We start from the raw sequence: 16,214 nt of genomic DNA, 5'->3' as shown, positions 1-16,214 counted from the left end.
GGGAGGTCCGCCATGAAAGTCAAAGACGCAATGCATAAGGGTGTCGACTGGGTCAGCCCCGAAACCGCTGTCACCGAACTGGCGAAAATGATGCGAGCCCAGGATATCGGGTCGATTCCCATTGGAGAGAACGACCGACTGATCGGAATGGTGACCGACCGCGATATTGTCTGCAACGGACTGGCAGAAGATGGTTTCGACGGCCGCATCGCAACGGCGCGCGATGTTATGACGGCCGGCATTCACTGCTGCCGCGAAGACGACGATCTGGCCAAGGCCGTACGGCACATGGAAGAACTGAAAATCCGCAGGTTGCCGGTGATCAACAAGAATATGCGGATGGTCGGCATCCTTAGCGTCGGCGACGTCAGTCAGTCGGCACCGAGGGAACTGGTGTCCGAATACGTCAAGAGCGTTTCCGCCCACCACCACTGAAGGGCGGCTCGCCCGTGCGCTAAGGCCTCAGTCTGCCGCCGCGCTGGCCACAGCGCGCCGGCAGAAATGTCCGGTCATCGAGGCCGTGGCGCACCGGAAAAGCCCGCCGGCCGAAGCCGGCTGGAGCGTCTGCAGTCGCCAGAGTGTGGGTAACTTTATGCAGCCTTCAGGTTAATCACCCGCATCACTGCGACCGCTGTTCCGTTGTTCGTAGCAGCCTCCTTCGTGCTACCCTTGCCGCAGCTCCATACGTCACCCTCCTTGGCCGTGAACTGCATGTCTCCGGCCGTGACCTGCAGCTCGCCTTCAGTGACCGTGCAGACCATATCGTCGGCCATGACATCCCCGAGCGGGCTAGTTGCCTTTGGCTGGTAGACGACGTCTTCCATGGCAATTTTCTTGTACCCCTTGATATGGGAGTCTCGTGTTCCCAGTTCGACGAGCCGAACGCCGGGAAAAATCTCTTTGCCATCAGTCGGACCGTAGGTCTTGGCCGCTACCGGAATGGGCTTTGCGACCAATAGCGGGGCCGCCAACGAGGTGGCACCAAGGGCGAGAGCATTACGTCGATTCATCTTCATACCATCCTCCCTGAGTTAGTTTGCCCGACCGGGCGAACCTGATATTTTACGCGCCCGTTCAGCCAAATAGTCAAAACACAATTGGGCAAGCCAACGCCTGGCCTGCGCGCGTTCTGGCGTGCCGCTGTCCTACACCGCCGAAGTGCTTCGCGCGTCTTGGCGGCTCGCTGCGGCTGGCTGCGCATGGCCTGCCTGCCACACCTCTTGACTGTCCGAGCGGGTTAGATACTTTTTGCTGCGTGCCTTGAGAAAAGCGGTGCCGGGCACCTTGGTCAGCCGCGTGATAACCGACGAATGGGTGAGCCCTCACGTCGAAGAGAAAGAAGAAACAGCACCAGCTCTTGCTGGCCGCGCTGCCTAAAGCGAAACCGAAAATGACCTAGATTGTTGATGCGACGCGGGAAATTGGCCGCTAAGGATGAATTACGGTGACAGTGCACTTTTACCATGTCGCCTCCGCCGCATGGTGCACCTAGCCCGCGTTCCCGGTCTGCCGCATCCCCAGCACCGTACGGGCGAGCCAAAGTGTTTTCACGTTCGAAGACTATATGTTCCTGCTGATCGAGTATTGCCGCGTCGCCGATGTCGCGGTTTTTCAATGCGCCCGTGGGCCGAGAGTATCGGCGAGCAAATCGGCAAAGCCGTGAGAACCCGGAAAACGAGGCAGGCGGCGAAAAGAAAAATGGTGCACTGTCACCGTAATTCCTAAACCTCTCCGGCAACCTTCTACTCCCCGACAATGGACGTCGGCGGGCGTGCCGAGGTTATCGGATCGGCATGACGAAGGAGGATCCTCCACGCGCCTTCCTCGCGCCGGAATATGGTGGTGACTCGAAGCGCAATCGGCACCAGTTTGTTGCCACCGCCGACCTTGGATTGGAACCGCTCGACCTCGATGATGTATCCCAAGTCGGCTGTCGCATACTCCGAGATGCGCTCAAAGCCGATGGCCTTGCCGTGCCGGTAATTAGTGGCGGCCCGTTCCATGATCTCAGCGGCCTTTCTCCATCCCTTCGCCGGCGGGCCAAAGGGATTGGCAATAATGACGTCGTCCTGTCGCGAGTAGAGGTTTTTCAAGGGCTCAGGATCGCCCTTTACGAAGGCATCCAGAGCCAGATGATTCTGCTCGATAAATTTCGTCAGGTCGGAGGCTAACATCTTGACATCGCCACATGACTACAAAGAGAACTCTATCAAGCGCTTCATCCGCCCTTCGCCTTGCCACAGGCGTTCGGGCTGGTGTCCGGAGTATAGATCAGAATTACGGTGAGTGCACTTTTTACCATGTCGCCCTCGCCGCATCGTGCACCTTGCCGGCGTTGCCGGTCCGTCGCATCCCCCCGGCACCGTACGGGTGAGCCAAAGTGTTTTCACGTCCGAAGACTATGGTTCCACAAGAACTGCTCATCGAGTATTGCCGCGTCGCCGATGTCGCGATTTTCGATGCACCCGTGGGGCGAGGGAGCATCGCCGGGAAAATCGGCAAGGCCGTGAAACCCGGGAAACGAGGCAGCGGCGAAAAGAAAATAGTGCACTGTCACCGTAATCGCCCGCTGTGAAATCTATCCACCAAGGATTAGGCGCGTGTTAAAAAGACGTCCGTGGGCGCCCCGGGGCATCAGGTCGGCCCACGAGTCTCGCCCCGTCATCCAAGTGACGCGACGGCTACCTCGATGCCAAGGCTAACCGATCTGCAATCAAGCAACGACAAAGCCGGCGAGGAGATACCCGCGCCGGCTCTGGTCCCTCTAGGCGACTGCTGCGGTCCCGACTCTGTAGTGCTCAATCTCCATCGGATAGGAGAAGCGGTTGCCCTGCGCCGGAGCGAAAAATGCGTAGCTGTAGAGGACAATCGTGTCGCGATCTAAGTCAGACCGAAACGAATACGGAACACCGTTTGGGATAAAAAACCAATCGCCTGGTCCGAATACACGTCCGGCATAGGATATAGATCCTTTCAGGATAGTGCGGAGGCTTCCTCCCGGGTCCTCTTCCGAGTTGGCGGGATGAACATGAGGTTCAACGAACGAGTCTGGTGGAAATTCCGTTATCATCGTTCGCCACTCACATATATCCACCGGAATCTGCCATTTGCGGATTTTGTTCGCGAATGGAGCATCCACCAAGAGAGTATCCCGAGCACGGGCAGTTTCAGGATCAAAACTGGTGACAACCTTCTTGCTGGTAATTCCCATCCCTCGAAGTTCTTGCGAATTATAGGATTCGCGGACCAAACCGTATGCGCTTAGCTCGGCCGCTGTGTAGCTACGGCGACCCGGATCGAAATCAAGGTCCCGTTCCGTGGCAGCGCGCCTAAGGGTCTCCACCTCTACATCGCACAAGTCAAAGCGACGTTCTGGGCTGTCGATCTGCATAGTACATCTCCTCCTCACAGTGCCGAACGATTTAAGATTCTACGAGAAATTCACCCTCATCATCCTGACAAGGCCGTCGCTACCACTCTCCTCGAAGCCAAGCCGTTCGAGACCGCGCTGGATCTCTTCGCTAAGAGTGCCGGTTATAAGGATGGGAACTTCCACAACCCGTCTTTCTGCCTTCCAAGTTGGGATCATCTCCGAGAACAACTTTTCGCCGATGCCCTTGTCTTGCCACCCGTCATCGACGAATACATTTTGTATAGTCAGAGTGTTGTTGGCTTTCGACGTAGAAATCCACCCTACCGGCGATCCATCGACTTCAATAATGTAGGCGTCTGCGGCGCTCCAGTAATCTTGAAATTTCGTCTCCTCTTGCAGTAACCAGTCTGATTTATCTAATTTAGATCCGCTCAACCCGAAGATATTTTCGCCAATATATCTGTTGTATATTGGCCAAGCGAAGGCGGACTCCTGGTTTTTGGCAGGGCGAACAGTGAGTAACATGTCGGTTCTCCTGTTTGTACTAGAGTATTAACCACTCTTTCTCACTGAGTTCAATTCACGAATCATAATAAACGCGGATCACTATGCTGGGCGGCCGTATCAACAACGCGCGGTGTCCGGCGAAAAATAGTAGCAATTAACCTAATACGTTCCTTTTGACATGGTATTTGTGCCTTTTCCTAAGACTATACCTCCGCCTAACTAGCTAGCGGCTTTTCCTGAAGAGGCGCAGAGAAGGGCAATTGCGCTCCTCGCCGAGCCAGCAAACTCTGCTCAATCCCAAGGATCTTCCGAACACTCGCCAGCGCCGCCTCATTCACCTCGATATAAGCGAGATGTACCATTCGCCGTTTTCTTCCCTGGCCATGCCCATCGGCTCGGCTCGCCATTTGAGGGCGCCGTGGTGGGGCATGAAGTAGGTTTCCTGGATGCCGCCGACAGCGCTGAGGCCTTCGTCGAGAGCGTACTCCATCACCGCGCAGCACAGCTGTGTCAGCGTGCCCCTCAGTCCAGCAGTTCGTTTGTCGGGAACGACGAATGTGCGCGTCCATTCGGCCCAATCGGGTCGCCTCGGGACGCCCGATCTTTCGCACATATGAGAAAAGACCTCCGAGACCATGTGCGGCTCGCTCGTTGGGATCAATCGAGCCGAAGTCACCACGCGACCGTCTTCAATGCCAAGCAGGTAAGTCGCCGCGTCGGTATCGAATTGGTCTAGCTCGCGACCGTCCGGGCTCGGAGGGCGCCAATGTTTCTGGTGCACGAAGAAGTCGTGCCGCCGGCGCAGAAACTCGTCGAATTCATTTTCGTAGAGATGCTTGTTATGCGCGTTGACTACGTGGGCCGTTATCATGGCGCGATCCCCCGACCGTTCTCGCAGGGATACTCGCAGTCGCGCTAATATACGTCACCTGTCCGATGGGACAGTTGACGCGATTAGGGATGGATCAGACGCCGGCGCACCGCCTCGACGACCGCCTGCGTGGTCGTGCCGACACCAAAAGCCTCGCGAGCCCGTGTCGAGTGCCATTTGACCGTGCGCTCGGTCAGGCCGAGAATCTGCGAGGTTTCGGATGAGGTCTTGCCGGCCGCCGCCCACAAGAGCACTTCTTTTTCGCGGTCGGTCAGCACGCCCTCGTGGTCGTCATCGTCATTGGCCAAGGCCTGGATCGACATGCCGGCATAGACCGCCATGGTCACCAGTTGCACCTGATGGCGGGGCGACAGGGTGCAGGACTTCGCGGAAGACGCAAACGACAGCACGGATTGCCAATGATGAACGCTGAGCATCGGTACGGCGAAGCCGCTACAGATGCCGAACTCCGTCGCCTCGCCGGCAACGCGTCGTGAGCCCTCTGTATCCGACCACTTTGCCGGGACTTCGGACCAGAGGAACGGCTTCAAGGTCTTTGCCGAGTAAACGCAAACGCCGTCGACGGCGGCATGCTCGGCCTCGACATAGCGCTCAAACCAGCCGGCCGGCCAGCCATTCAGTTCGACCATCGGTGCAAGCTTCTGCCCGCCAAGCGGCACCCCGCTCAGGATAAGGTGCTCGAAACCGAGATTTCGCACGGTTTCAAGAAGGTCGCTCAGCAGTGGCCCGGTAGCTGTGTGCTTCCTGCAGCGTTCGACAAAGTCGAACACGTCTGAATCGATCATGACAGAGACCCCCCGTCTCCACGCCGGAAAGCAGGTATACCTCAAATTAGCGACTTCGAATATCCCAATAAGTGCGTCCGCCACACAGGACGCCTGGACCAAAATCAGCTAAATCAGCCAGACTTTGATCAGCGAAGCAGGACCACCAAGCATGACGCCATCATTGCCGAAACGAAACGAGCCCTTCCGGGCTGGCGAAACCGCGCTGCTGCTGCTCGACATGCAGCGCGTCTGGCTGGAGCCGGGTGCTGATCCAGCACATCCGGAGCGTGGGCCCGATCACTATTTCTACCGGCAGACGGCGTCGCAAACGATCCCCAACCAGGAGCGCCTGCTGGCGGCGGCGCGGGCCAACGGCGTCGAGGTGATCCACACGATCATCCAGAGCCTGACCGAGGACGGCCGCGACCGCTCGCTCGACCACAAGCTGACGCCGATCCATATCGCGCCGAGCCGGCCGGAGGGGCTGCCGGTGCCGTCGCTGGCGCCGGTCGGCGACGAGATCATGCTGCCGAAGACATCGTCGGGCGTCTTCAACTCGACCAACATCGACTATGTCTTGAAAAACCTCGGCGTGCGCTACCTGATCGTCGCCGGCATCATGACCGACCAGTGCGTCGACATGGCGGTGCGCGATGCCGCCGATCGCGGCTATCTCGTCACCTGCGTATCCGATGCCTGCGCCGCCGCCTCGCAGGAGCGTCATGACGGTGCGCTAAAAGCCTTCGGTGGCTATTGCTGGGTCGCTGATACCGCCACCGTTACGGGCCGTTTCGAAGCCTTGGGAAAAGCTGCATGACATCGACCGTCGAACCGCTGGTTGCCGTCGTCACCACCGATCTGTCGGCGATCACGCGCGGCCGCTCGGTCGTCGAAAGCAAGCTGCAGAAGATCGCCGCGACCGGCGTCGGCTGGCTGCAGGCCAATCTGTCGCTGACGCCGTTCAACTCGATCGTCGATCCCAATCCCTGGGGCTCGTCAGGCGATGTGCGGCTCGTTCCCGATCTCAACGCGCGGTTCCGCACGGCGCTGACCGGAGCGGCGACGCCTTTCGACATGGTCGCCGGCAACATCGTCGAACTCGACGGCGGCCCGTGGCTCGGCTGCACGCGGACCATGCTGAGCGATGCGCTGGCGGATCTGAAGGCGGCGACCGGGCTTTCCGTCATCGCCGCCTTCGAGCATGAATTCCATATCGAGGGCGACTTCGAGCCGGCTCATTCGATGTCGTTGGCAGCACTGCGCCGCGCCGACCCGTTTGCCGCCAATCTGATGGCGGCGCTGGCGGAAGCCGGCGTCGCGCCGGAAGTGGTGATCGCCGAATTCGGCACCGACCAGTTCGAGGTGACGTGCGAGCCGGCCGATGCGCTTGCCGCGGCCGATCGCGCCGTCGCCATCCGCGAGATCACGCGCGAAGTCGCGCGATGTGCCGGCTGGCGGGCCAGCTTCGCGCCCAAGATCGCGCCGGATGCAGTCGGCAACGGCGTCCACATCCATTTCAGTTTCGTCGACGAGGCCGGCAAACCGGCGACCTACGATCCGGCACAGGCGGGCGGCCTTTCCAGCCGTGCCGCTTCGTTCTGCGCCGGCGTGCTGCGCCACCTGCCCGCGATCACCGCCATGACGGCGGCGAGTGTGTCGTCCTATTACCGGCTGAAGCCGCATAGCTGGAGTTCGTCCTACACCTGGCTTGCCGATCGCGACCGCGAGGCGAGCCTGCGCATCTGCCCGACGGTGACGATCGGCGGGCGCGATCCGGCGCGGCAGTACAATATCGAATACCGGGCAGCCGACGCCACCGGCAATCCCTATTTGTCGCTGGCGGCGATCGTGCGCGCCGGGCTGGAAGGGCTGAAGGCCAAGCTGCCGGCGCCGCCGCTCGTCTCGGGCGACCCGACGCTGATGAGCGTTGCCGAGCGCAAGAAGCTTGGCCTCGTGCGGCTGCCGGAAACGCTGCCGGCGGCACTCGACGCGCTCGTCGCCGACAAGACCGTCACCGGATGGTTCGCGCCGGTGTTCGTCGAGACTTTTGTCGGCCTCAAGCGGCATGAGACCGAGCGCCTCGCCGGTCTCGACCCAGTGGCTGTCTGCGATCTCTACCGGACGCTGTATTGATGGCTGAGCCGCTTGCTAACGCCATCCTACCGGAAGGTTGGCTTCCAACGGTCGAAGCGATCAACGAAACGGGGCGTTCCGATATCGTTCTGATATGCGAGCACGCGTCCAATCACATCCCGGCAGAGTATGCGCGGCTCGGTCTCGACAGCCGCCATTTGCAGCGCCATATCGCCTGGGACATCGGCGCCGCCGAAGTGACCCGCGCTCTGTCGAAGCTGCTCGATGCTCCGGCTTTCCTCAGCTCCTATTCGCGGCTTTTGATCGATCTCAACCGGCCGCTTGGTTCCGGCGGCAGCATTCCGGCGCTATCGGAGGACACGGACATCCCCGGCAATGTCGGCCTCGATCCGGAGGAACGAAGTCGGCGTGCCGAAGTCATGTTCGCGCCGTTTCATGACCGCGTGGCCGCCCATCTCGACGACCGGGCGAAGCAGGGCAGACCGACGCGGATCGCGACGATCCACTCCTTCACGCCGGTCTTCCTCGGCATTGCGCGGCCCTGGCACGCCGGCGTGCTTTACGATCGGGCAGTCGATTTCGGCCAGGCAGTGCTTGCCGGCCTGCGCGCCGACAGCGGGCTCAACGCCGCGGCAAACGAGCCCTACGTGATCAGCCGCGACGGCGACTATGCCATACCCGTCCACGGCGACGATCGCGGCATTCCCGCGGTCCTCATCGAGATCAGGCAGGACCTGCTCGCGAGCCGCTCCGGCATCGAGGAATGGGCGAAGCGGCTGGCGGCGGCATTGCCGGTGCAGACACAGGCTTTGTGAACAAGCTCGGCTCAGTAGCGCAACGCGAGAGCCGAGCCGTCGGTGAAAAGCCTCCACCCGTCCTCAGGAGAAGATTTCCGCCAAGTCTTCGACGCTGGTGCCTTCCTTGACTTGCCGCAATTCGACATAGCTGACCGCTGCGGCGATCGACAATACGACTTGCTCGGCTGCGCCCCGCAAGGCGTCCAGGAAGAACCCGAGCGTAATGCCTAAGGAAGATAGGACGCGGTCCGACGCAAAATTGATTGCGACCGAAGCCACGAATAGGGGAAACCAGAGACCGAGCAGACGCCAGCGGCTCCCCTTGGAAAGGTCGCGGCTGCGGCCCAAACTCGCGAATACTCCCAAACGTTCCTGTATCAGAACCGGTATCGCTACAACCCAGAGAACCAACCACAACAATCCCGGAACGATGAGCAGCACGAGGCCGACTGTGAAGCCGATGTTGACAATCAGCGAAATGCCGATTGCCGGCAGCAGGAGCGCCAAGGCTGTCCCCATACAATCTCGCATCGACGGCCGCTTGCCGCTCAAATCCTCTATCGCAGCGCGCGTCAGCACCGCCTCCAGGAAAGCCATAAGGACCACATAGCCGATCGCGCCAACGACCGTGAGCACGAGCCGTTGAACCGAGAATTCCGCAACGCCATGCTCGATATTCGTAACGGATTTCCAGAACCAGAGCGCAAACACGAATCTGGGCAAGGTGTAGAAAATCAGGGCAAGCCCGAGGCAGAGCGCGAGATTGCGGCCGATGACCGCAAAGCTGGCGCCGAAAACCCTGCCGATACGAAATGTGTTGGGCTGGTCCAGCGCTATTGACGCCACGATATTACCTATCCAGTCCAGACCGATCCTGACGCGATGAAGGCAGCAAATCCCTTGCCGCTACGAGAAGATTTCCGCCAAGTCTTCGACGCTGGTGCCTTCCTTGACCTGGCGCAGCTCGACATAGCTGACTGCCGGGGCGACCGACGTCACAATGGATACGATCGCTGTCACCAGGGCGCCAAGAAATATGCCGGTGGTTATGCCAAAGACCATGATCGCACGGCTGAGCACGGCCTGGATCAGCACCACAGCTATGAACAGGACAATCCAGAATCCGAACAGAGCCCAGCGGCTTCCTTTGGTAAGTTCCCGGCTGCGCTTCATGCTGCCGAAGACCCCCAGTCTTTCCTGAACCAAAACAGGCACAGCGACAGACCAACGAAGCCACAATATGATGCCGGGAACGAGCAGAAGCATCGCGCCGGCGGCGGCGCCGAGGCTCACCAGCACCGCGATGCCTATCACCGGCAGCAGGAGGGAGATTGCCGTCCTGAGGCAATCGCCAATCAATGGTCGCTTGCCGTTCAGATCCTCGATCGCAGCACGCACCAGCGCCGCCTGCAGGATTGCCGACAGTGTCATGGAAACCAACACGCCAATGATCGTGGCAGTGATTCGCTGGGCTGAGAACTCCGGAACGCCAGCCTCGACGTTGGTCGCCCATTTCCAAATCCAAAGCTGGTAAAGGAGCGTAGGCAAGCCTGAGAACAGCATTGCCAATCCGAGGCAAAGCACTGGATTGCGGCTGATGACAGCGAAGCTGTCGTTGAAAACCCTGCCGATGCGAAATTTGTTCGGCCGTTCCAGTGTCACTGATGTCACGATACGTCCCCCTGCCTCGCCGCCGCATGTGGCTGGCGGCCCCGCTGGTAAATCTGCCAAGATTGACGGTCGCCGTCCAGCCACTTGCAATTGTTCCGCTGCATTGTCAGTGTCGGCTGGGAACCACAGGTTGCAGGGGAGCGGGTGGCGGTGGCACAGCCAGGCACAGCAGAAGCCGAACGGCTGACCAATCTGCACAAGCAGCTGATCGCCGATGAGTCGATCCAGTTCGACCTGCCGGCCTATGTGTCGCCGAAGCCGCCCGAGTGGCTGAAACCGCTGCAGGATTTTTTGTCGTGGCTCGGTCCCTACATGATCTATCTGTTCTGGGGGGCGGTGATATCGGGCATCGCAATCATCCTGCTTCTGGTCTTCCTTGAGGTGAAAGGCATCGCCTGGCGGCTGCCGTGGCAGCGCGCTCGACCCGAAGTCGAAGACGAAGAAGCCTGGCGCCCCGACGCCGACGCCGCGCAGATCCTGCTGTCGCAAGCGGATGCGCTGGCCGCACGCGGCGACTACGACGAGGCGGTTCACCTTTTGCTTCGGCGCAGCGTCGCCGATATTGCCGGCCGGCTGCCGGACTTCCTGCGCCCGTCGCTCACCGCGCGCGACATCGCCAATGCCCCTTCCCTGCCGGGAAGGGCGCGCCATGCGTTTACCGAGATCGCCCGCATTGTCGAGGCGGCGCTGTTCGCGCGCCGGCCGGTCGGCGCGGAAGGCTGGCGGCAGGCGCGCGGCGCCTATGAACGTTTCGCCTTCCGGGATGCCTGGACGTGAGTGCACCGGCGGTCGAGGCACAGGAGCCGTTCAATCGAAAGACACTGTTTTGGGGGATTTTCGCCAGCCTCCTTGCGGCGGCCGGTTTCTTCCTGCTGTCCACCTATGCTCCCGATTTCCGGCAACCCGGCAATGGCGGCGCCACGCCGCTGTCGAAAAGCGGCGTCGGCTACGCCGGCCTGGCGGAATGGCTGCGGCTCACCGGCGAAGCGCCCTTGATGGCGCGGACCGAAGACGACCTTGCCAGAGATATACTGCTGATCGTCACCATCTCGCCCGACAGCGATCCGGAGGCGCTCGACCACATTCTTGCGCTTCGCGATGACCGCGAGACTCTCTTCGTGCTGCCCAAATGGCAGACCTTGCCCCTCCAGCAGCATGAGGGATGGAAGATGAAAATCGAGCGTTTGCCCGACACCGTAGTCAACGATTGGCTCGGCCGGATCGCCAAGGCCAAGCTCGGTGTCGGCAGGAGCACCGTCGAGCAACTCGAGATCCGGGGCCATCTCGTCGCCGCGCCGCAAGACATGCAATGGGTTGCCGACGATCACCCGATCATTGCGGCAGGCAGCGGCAAGGCCGTCCTCATCGAATTCCAAGACAAACCCTTTTTCATCCTGACTGACCCCGACCTGATCAACAACGCCGCCCTCAAGGATCCCGAAAAGGCAGCAGCCGCGCTCGGGCTGATTGCCTTGCTCCAGCCTGACGACGGCCCGGTGATGTTCGATCTGACGCTGCACGGCGCGGGGCGGAAGTATGATCTGGCCAAGCTTCTGGTCGAGCCGCCGTTCCTGGCGCTGACACTGACCATCCTGATCGCTGCGGCGCTGGCGTTCCTGCATGGCCTTGGCCGGTTCGGCCCGCCGGGTATCGACCCGCGCGCGATCGCCTTCGGCAAGCGGGCGCTGGTGTATACGACGGCGACGCTCATGCGGCGTGCCGGCCGGCTGGACGAGCTGGGAGGCCGCTATGCGGCCTTGATGCGGGTGCGCGCCGGCGCGCTGCTCGGCGCACCGCAAGGGTTGCAAGGCAAAGCGCTCGACCACTGGCTCGACTCTCGCGATAAGGAGCAAGCCGGCGGCTTCACGACGCGCTCGCAAGCGGCCGGCGAGGCGAAGAATCTGACGCAGATGCAACAGGCAGCAGAACGGCTGCATGACTGGACGGCAAGGAGGCTCGGTGAACGTCGATGATGTGAAGGCCCTGGCGACACGGATCAGGGAAGAAGTGGCCAAGGCGATCACCGGGCAGCACGATACGGTCGACCTGATGCTGACCGCCTTGTTTGCGGGCGGGCATATCCTGCTGGAAGGTCCTCCGGGCACGGCCAAGACAATGACGGCGCGCTGCTTCGCCCAGGCGCTTGGGATCGCCTACGGGCGGATCCAGTTCACGCCGGACCTGATGCCCGGCGATATCGTCGGGTCGAACATCTACAACTTCCAGACCGGGCAGTTCACGCTGACGCGCGGCCCGATCTTCTGCGATCTCCTGCTTGCCGACGAAATCAACCGCACGCCGCCCAAGACGCAGGCCGCATTGCTCGAGGCGATGCAGGAACATGCGGTCACCTTCGACGGCACCACGCATTCGCTCGGCCGCAATTTCATGGTCGTCGCGACCCAGAATCCGATCGAGCACCAGGGCGTCTATCCGCTGCCGGAGGCGCAGCTCGACCGCTTCCTGTTCAAGCACCGCGTCAGCTATCCCGGCCCCGAGGAAGAACGAGCCATCATCGTCCATCACGGCGGCGGCTCCGCCTCGCACGACATCGCGCAATATGGCATCGAGGCGCAGACGGATCGCGAAACGCTGCAGGAGGCCCTTGAAGTCGTCGGCTCCGTCACCCTTGTCGACGATGTCGTCGGCTACATAGCGGCGCTGGTTCGGGCTACGCGCGAAAATGCCGATCTGGAGGTCGGGGCCAGTCCGCGCGCCGGCGCCATGCTGGCGCGGGCGGCGCGTGCCCGGGCGGCGCTGGACGGACGCGCCTATGTGATCCCCGACGACGTCAAGGCGCTGGCGGTGCCGGCGCTGCGTCATCGCGTCATCCTTTCGCCTGCCGCACAGATCGATGGCCGGCTGGTCGAGCAGATCGTCTCCGACCTGGTCGACCAGACGGAAGCACCACGTTGATCTATCCCAGCGGCCGAGCGGTATGGGCAGCTGCGGCCGGCGCGGTGCCGGCCTTCCTGGTCGCGTTGGCATTGCCGTCGTTCTGGTATCTGGGATTGCTGTGGAGCTGTCTGCTGCTTGCCTTCCTGGCGGTGGATGCAGCAGCCGGACGCGGACGGGCATCGCTGAATGCCAGCATCGATGCGCCGCACCAGGTCGGTGTCGGCGGCGAGTTCAGCGTGCACGTCGCCGCCCGTCACTCGGGGCCGCGCGCCGCGGAGGCCCGCGTCGGCCACGATGCGCGTCTGGCGCCGGTGGACGGCAGCGGCGGCGCCTTGCTGCCAACCGCCGGAGGCGGCTCGCTCAACCTCCGCTTCCAGGCGCTGCGGCGCGGCGTCGCCAGCTTCGACCGTCTCTGGGTGCGCTGGCGCGGGCCGTTCGGGCTGGTCTGGAACCAGGTCGTGCTGCCGGTGGAAAGCAAGGTTGCGGTGCTGCCCGACGTCAGCAGCGCTCGCGGCGAGGCGATCACGCTGCTGCAACATGCGGCGCTTGCCGAAGGCCATGCGCAGCGCCGCGCCGGTCAAGGCCGCGAGTTCGACGCGCTGAAGGATTACCAGCCGGGCATGGGCCGGCGGATGATCGACTGGAAGCGCAGCGCCCGCCACGGCAAGCTGTTGGCGCGCGAGTTCCGCATCGAGGAGAACAACAACATCGTGCTGGCCATCGACAGCGGACGCCTGATGTGCGAACCAGTCGACGGTGTGCCGAAGGTGGACCGGGCGGTGACGGCCGCCCTGCTGTCGGCATTCATCGCGCTGAAGGGCGGTGACATGGTCAGCCTGTTCGGCTTCGATGCAAGGCCGCGCGTTTCGAGCGGCGCGGTGCGCGGCCCTGCCAGCTTTGCGATGATCCAGAAACGGGCCGCCGAGATCGACTACTCCAGCGAGGAGACCAATTTCACACTGGCATTGACGACGCTGGCGGCGCGGCTCGACCGCCGCTCGCTGGTCATCATCTTCACCGATTTCGTCGATCCGATCAGTGCGGAATTGATGCTGCGCACCGTGGGCCGGCTCACCGAGCGGCATCTCGTGCTGTTCACGATGATGAAGGACACCGAACTGGAGGGCCTGGCCGACCTGCCGCCACGCTCCGGCGAGGATGTTGCCCGCGCGGTCGTTGCCGGAGGGCTCTTGCGCGAAAGGCAGGTCGTCATCGGCCGGCTGCGCCTGCTCGGGGCGCATGTGATCGAAGCCGACCACAACCGGCTCGGTCCGGCGCTGGTCGAGCGCTATCTGCAGTTCAAGCAGGAGGATTTGCTGTGACGGCGCCGGTACGCGGCAATGCGGTGCGCGGCGACGCGGTACGCCAGTCGCTGGCCAGCTTCCGCCGCGAGCGCGAGGCCGACTGGAAGGCATTCGAGGCGTTGCTGGCGCGTGTCGAGAAGCGTGCGCCGCGGACGCTTTCCGAAGAGGAGCTGCTGTCGCTGCCGCTGCTCTATCGATCGGCGCTGTCTTCCCTGTCGGTGGCGCGCGCGACATCGCTCGATAATGCGCTGGTCGGCTATCTCGAAGCGCTGTCGCTGCGCGGTTATTTCTATCTCTACGGCGCGCGCCGCGGGCTGCGGCAGCGCCTCGCCGATTTCTTCCTGCATGACTGGCCCGAAGCCATTCGCGACCTGTGGCGCGAGACATTGGCGTCGGTCGCGCTGATGGTGATCGGCATTGGTGCAGGCGCCTGGCTGGTGGCATCCGACAAGAGCTGGTTCGACGCGATCATCCCGCCCGGCCTGGCAGGAGGCCGCGGCCCCGACACCTCGGCCGAACTGCTGCGAGGCATGCTTTATGATGGCGACAATGGCTTTCTCTCAGGCTTTGCCGCCTATCTGTTCACGCACAACGTCCAGGTCGCAATCCTGGCCTTCGCCCTTGGCTTCGCCTTCGCGGTACCGACGGTGCTGCTGATGCTGTTCAACGGCTGCATGATCGGGGCGTTGTTCCAAGTCTATTGGTCCAAGGGGCTTGGCATGGAGCTCGGCGGCTGGCTGGCCATCCACGGCACCACCGAATTGTTCGCGATCGCTTTGGCCGGCGCGGCGGGCATGCGCATCGGCACCAGCATCGCCTTTCCCGGCGAATTGACACGCATGGCGGCAGCGGCTCGCGCCGGACGCATCGCCGCGAACGCCATGGTCGGGGTCTCAGTCATGCTGCTGTTTGCCGGGCTGCTCGAGGGCATTGGCAGGCAGACCATCACCAGCGACGTCACGCGCTACGGCATTGGCGGTGGCATGCTGGTGCTGTGGATCGGTTATTTCTACCTGTTCCGGGCGGTGCGGCGTGGCGATTGTTAAACGCGCCGCCTTCGCGGCTATACGGCCGCTGATCACGCCCGAAGGCGTCGATCTCCGGATTAGGCTTGCTGACGCCGGCACGCGGACCTCCGCCTTCCTGCTCGACATCGTGTTCATCGCCGTGGCTGCAATCGTGATCACGATCGTCGCGCTATTCGGGGTGGGAGGCCTTGGCAGCGAGGGATTTCAGCCGCTCTTCGTCGTCTGGATCATCCTGATCTTCTTTCTGCGCAACGCCTACTTCATCGTCTTCGAAGCGGGCCGGCGCGCGTCTACGCCCGGCAAGCGGATCGTCGGCATCCGGGTCGCGTCGCGCAGCGGAGACGGCCTGTCGATCGACCAGGTCATTGCCCGCAACCTGATGCGCGAGATCGAGGTGTTCCTGCCGCTGTCGATCATCGTTGGACGCAGCGGGACCGACCTCGCCGACACGCTGACGACGGTGTTCGGACTGGTGTGGACGCTGCTGTTTGCCTTGTTCCCGCTGTTCAATCGAGACCGCATGCGGATCGGCGACCTGTTGGCGGGGACCTGGGTGGTCGAGGCGCCGAAGCGCGCCTTGCTTGAAGACCTGTCGGCACGGCAGGATCCGGCGGCCGGCGCCTTCCGGTTCAGCCACGCCCAGCTCGATGCCTACGGGATTGCCGAACTCCACAAGCTGGAAGAGGTGCTGCGCCGCGACGACTATTTCGCCCTGCGGACGGTGGCCGAAACGATCGGACGCAAGATCGGCGCGGCACCCCAAGCCCATGACGCACGCGCGTTCCTGACGGCTTACTACGGCGAGCTACGGGCGCATCTCGAGCGCAAGCTGCTGCTGGGCAACCGCAGGGCTGACAAGCATGCGCGGTAACAACGCTCCACG

18 protein-coding genes are annotated in these 16,214 nt (G+C 62.2%); 10 read left to right on the top strand and 8 right to left on the bottom strand.

Annotated features, from left to right (window positions below; genetic code table 11):
- Window positions 1-12: 12 nt before the first annotated feature.
- Window positions 13-435 (top strand): CBS domain-containing protein, encoded by a 423-nt coding sequence (locus tag NKJ55_RS06980; protein WP_023674444.1) that lies wholly within the window; start codon window positions 13-15, stop codon window positions 433-435.
- 155 nt (window positions 436-590) lie between these two features.
- Here NKJ55_RS06980 and NKJ55_RS06975 read toward each other — a convergent pair whose 3' ends face one another.
- The 6 genes from NKJ55_RS06975 to NKJ55_RS06950 form a co-directional block, all read right to left on the bottom strand.
- Window positions 591-1,016: a hypothetical protein gene (locus NKJ55_RS06975; protein ID WP_023674443.1), complete on the bottom strand. Its 426-nt coding sequence runs from the start codon at window positions 1,014-1,016 to the stop codon at window positions 591-593.
- Window positions 1,017-1,742: 726 nt separating this feature from the next.
- On the bottom strand, window positions 1,743-2,174 hold the full coding sequence (locus NKJ55_RS06970; protein WP_352449258.1) for a YybH family protein: 432 nt from the start codon (window positions 2,172-2,174) through the stop codon (window positions 1,743-1,745).
- A 590-nt stretch (window positions 2,175-2,764) separates the two neighbouring features.
- Complete coding sequence (locus NKJ55_RS06965) at window positions 2,765-3,391, bottom strand: cupin domain-containing protein (RefSeq protein ID WP_352449257.1); 627 nt, start codon at window positions 3,389-3,391, stop codon at window positions 2,765-2,767.
- 39 nt (window positions 3,392-3,430) lie between these two features.
- Window positions 3,431-3,898, bottom strand: a complete 468-nt coding sequence (locus NKJ55_RS06960; RefSeq protein ID WP_352449255.1) for a GNAT family N-acetyltransferase — start codon at window positions 3,896-3,898, stop codon at window positions 3,431-3,433.
- Between the two features lie 316 nt (window positions 3,899-4,214).
- Entirely contained in the window at window positions 4,215-4,751 is a 537-nt protein-coding gene (locus NKJ55_RS06955) for an acyl-homoserine-lactone synthase (protein ID WP_352449254.1), read from the bottom strand.
- Between the two features lie 83 nt (window positions 4,752-4,834).
- Entirely contained in the window at window positions 4,835-5,557 is a 723-nt protein-coding gene (locus NKJ55_RS06950; RefSeq protein WP_352449253.1) for a LuxR family transcriptional regulator, read from the bottom strand.
- Between the two features lie 151 nt (window positions 5,558-5,708).
- Between NKJ55_RS06950 and NKJ55_RS06945 the strand changes: the two genes are divergently transcribed.
- Genes NKJ55_RS06945 through NKJ55_RS06935 form a run of 3 tightly spaced genes read left to right on the top strand, consistent with a single transcriptional unit; the run spans window position 5,709 to window position 8,448 of the window.
- Window positions 5,709-6,356 (top strand): cysteine hydrolase family protein, encoded by a 648-nt coding sequence (locus tag NKJ55_RS06945; RefSeq protein WP_352449252.1) that lies wholly within the window; start codon window positions 5,709-5,711, stop codon window positions 6,354-6,356.
- Window positions 6,353-7,672 carry a type I glutamate--ammonia ligase gene (locus NKJ55_RS06940; RefSeq protein ID WP_352449251.1) on the top strand — a complete coding sequence of 440 codons (1,320 nt, stop codon included), beginning with the start codon at window positions 6,353-6,355 and terminating at the stop codon, window positions 7,670-7,672. The genes NKJ55_RS06945 and NKJ55_RS06940 overlap by 4 nt, the downstream gene beginning before the upstream one ends.
- A complete protein-coding gene (locus NKJ55_RS06935) occupies window positions 7,672-8,448 on the top strand; it encodes an N-formylglutamate amidohydrolase (protein WP_352449250.1) in 777 nt (258 codons plus the stop codon). The genes NKJ55_RS06940 and NKJ55_RS06935 overlap by 1 nt, the downstream gene beginning before the upstream one ends.
- Window positions 8,449-8,511: 63 nt before the next feature.
- On the opposite strand, the gene NKJ55_RS06930 is transcribed toward NKJ55_RS06935, so the two are convergent.
- Complete coding sequence (locus NKJ55_RS06930; protein WP_156937262.1) at window positions 8,512-9,141, bottom strand: hypothetical protein; 630 nt, start codon at window positions 9,139-9,141, stop codon at window positions 8,512-8,514.
- Between the two features lie 195 nt (window positions 9,142-9,336).
- A complete protein-coding gene (locus NKJ55_RS06925) occupies window positions 9,337-9,993 on the bottom strand; it encodes a hypothetical protein (RefSeq protein WP_352449249.1) in 657 nt (218 codons plus the stop codon).
- 258 nt (window positions 9,994-10,251) lie between these two features.
- Between NKJ55_RS06925 and NKJ55_RS06920 the strand changes: the two genes are divergently transcribed.
- The 6 genes from NKJ55_RS06920 to NKJ55_RS06895 are packed head-to-tail and all read left to right on the top strand — an operon-like array spanning window position 10,252 to window position 16,202.
- On the top strand, window positions 10,252-10,878 hold the full coding sequence (locus NKJ55_RS06920; RefSeq protein ID WP_352449248.1) for a DUF4129 domain-containing protein: 627 nt from the start codon (window positions 10,252-10,254) through the stop codon (window positions 10,876-10,878).
- A complete protein-coding gene (locus tag NKJ55_RS06915) occupies window positions 10,875-12,074 on the top strand; it encodes a DUF4350 domain-containing protein (protein ID WP_352449247.1) in 1,200 nt (399 codons plus the stop codon). Before NKJ55_RS06920 ends, NKJ55_RS06915 begins: the two co-directional genes overlap by 4 nt.
- Entirely contained in the window at window positions 12,061-13,017 is a 957-nt protein-coding gene (locus NKJ55_RS06910) for an AAA family ATPase (RefSeq protein ID WP_352449246.1), read from the top strand. The genes NKJ55_RS06915 and NKJ55_RS06910 overlap by 14 nt, the downstream gene beginning before the upstream one ends.
- Window positions 13,014-14,321 (top strand): DUF58 domain-containing protein, encoded by a 1,308-nt coding sequence (locus NKJ55_RS06905; RefSeq protein ID WP_352449245.1) that lies wholly within the window; start codon window positions 13,014-13,016, stop codon window positions 14,319-14,321. The genes NKJ55_RS06910 and NKJ55_RS06905 overlap by 4 nt, the downstream gene beginning before the upstream one ends.
- Window positions 14,318-15,349: a stage II sporulation protein M gene (locus NKJ55_RS06900; RefSeq protein WP_352449244.1), complete on the top strand. Its 1,032-nt coding sequence runs from the start codon at window positions 14,318-14,320 to the stop codon at window positions 15,347-15,349. Before NKJ55_RS06905 ends, NKJ55_RS06900 begins: the two co-directional genes overlap by 4 nt.
- On the top strand, window positions 15,336-16,202 hold the full coding sequence (locus NKJ55_RS06895; protein ID WP_352449243.1) for an RDD family protein: 867 nt from the start codon (window positions 15,336-15,338) through the stop codon (window positions 16,200-16,202). The genes NKJ55_RS06900 and NKJ55_RS06895 overlap by 14 nt, the downstream gene beginning before the upstream one ends.
- Window positions 16,203-16,214 lie beyond the last annotated feature (12 nt).

This window comes from Mesorhizobium sp. M0106 (assembly GCF_040322715.1).
Classification (GTDB): domain Bacteria; phylum Pseudomonadota; class Alphaproteobacteria; order Rhizobiales; family Rhizobiaceae; genus Mesorhizobium.
This window is presented reverse-complemented; position numbering and strand designations above follow the sequence as displayed.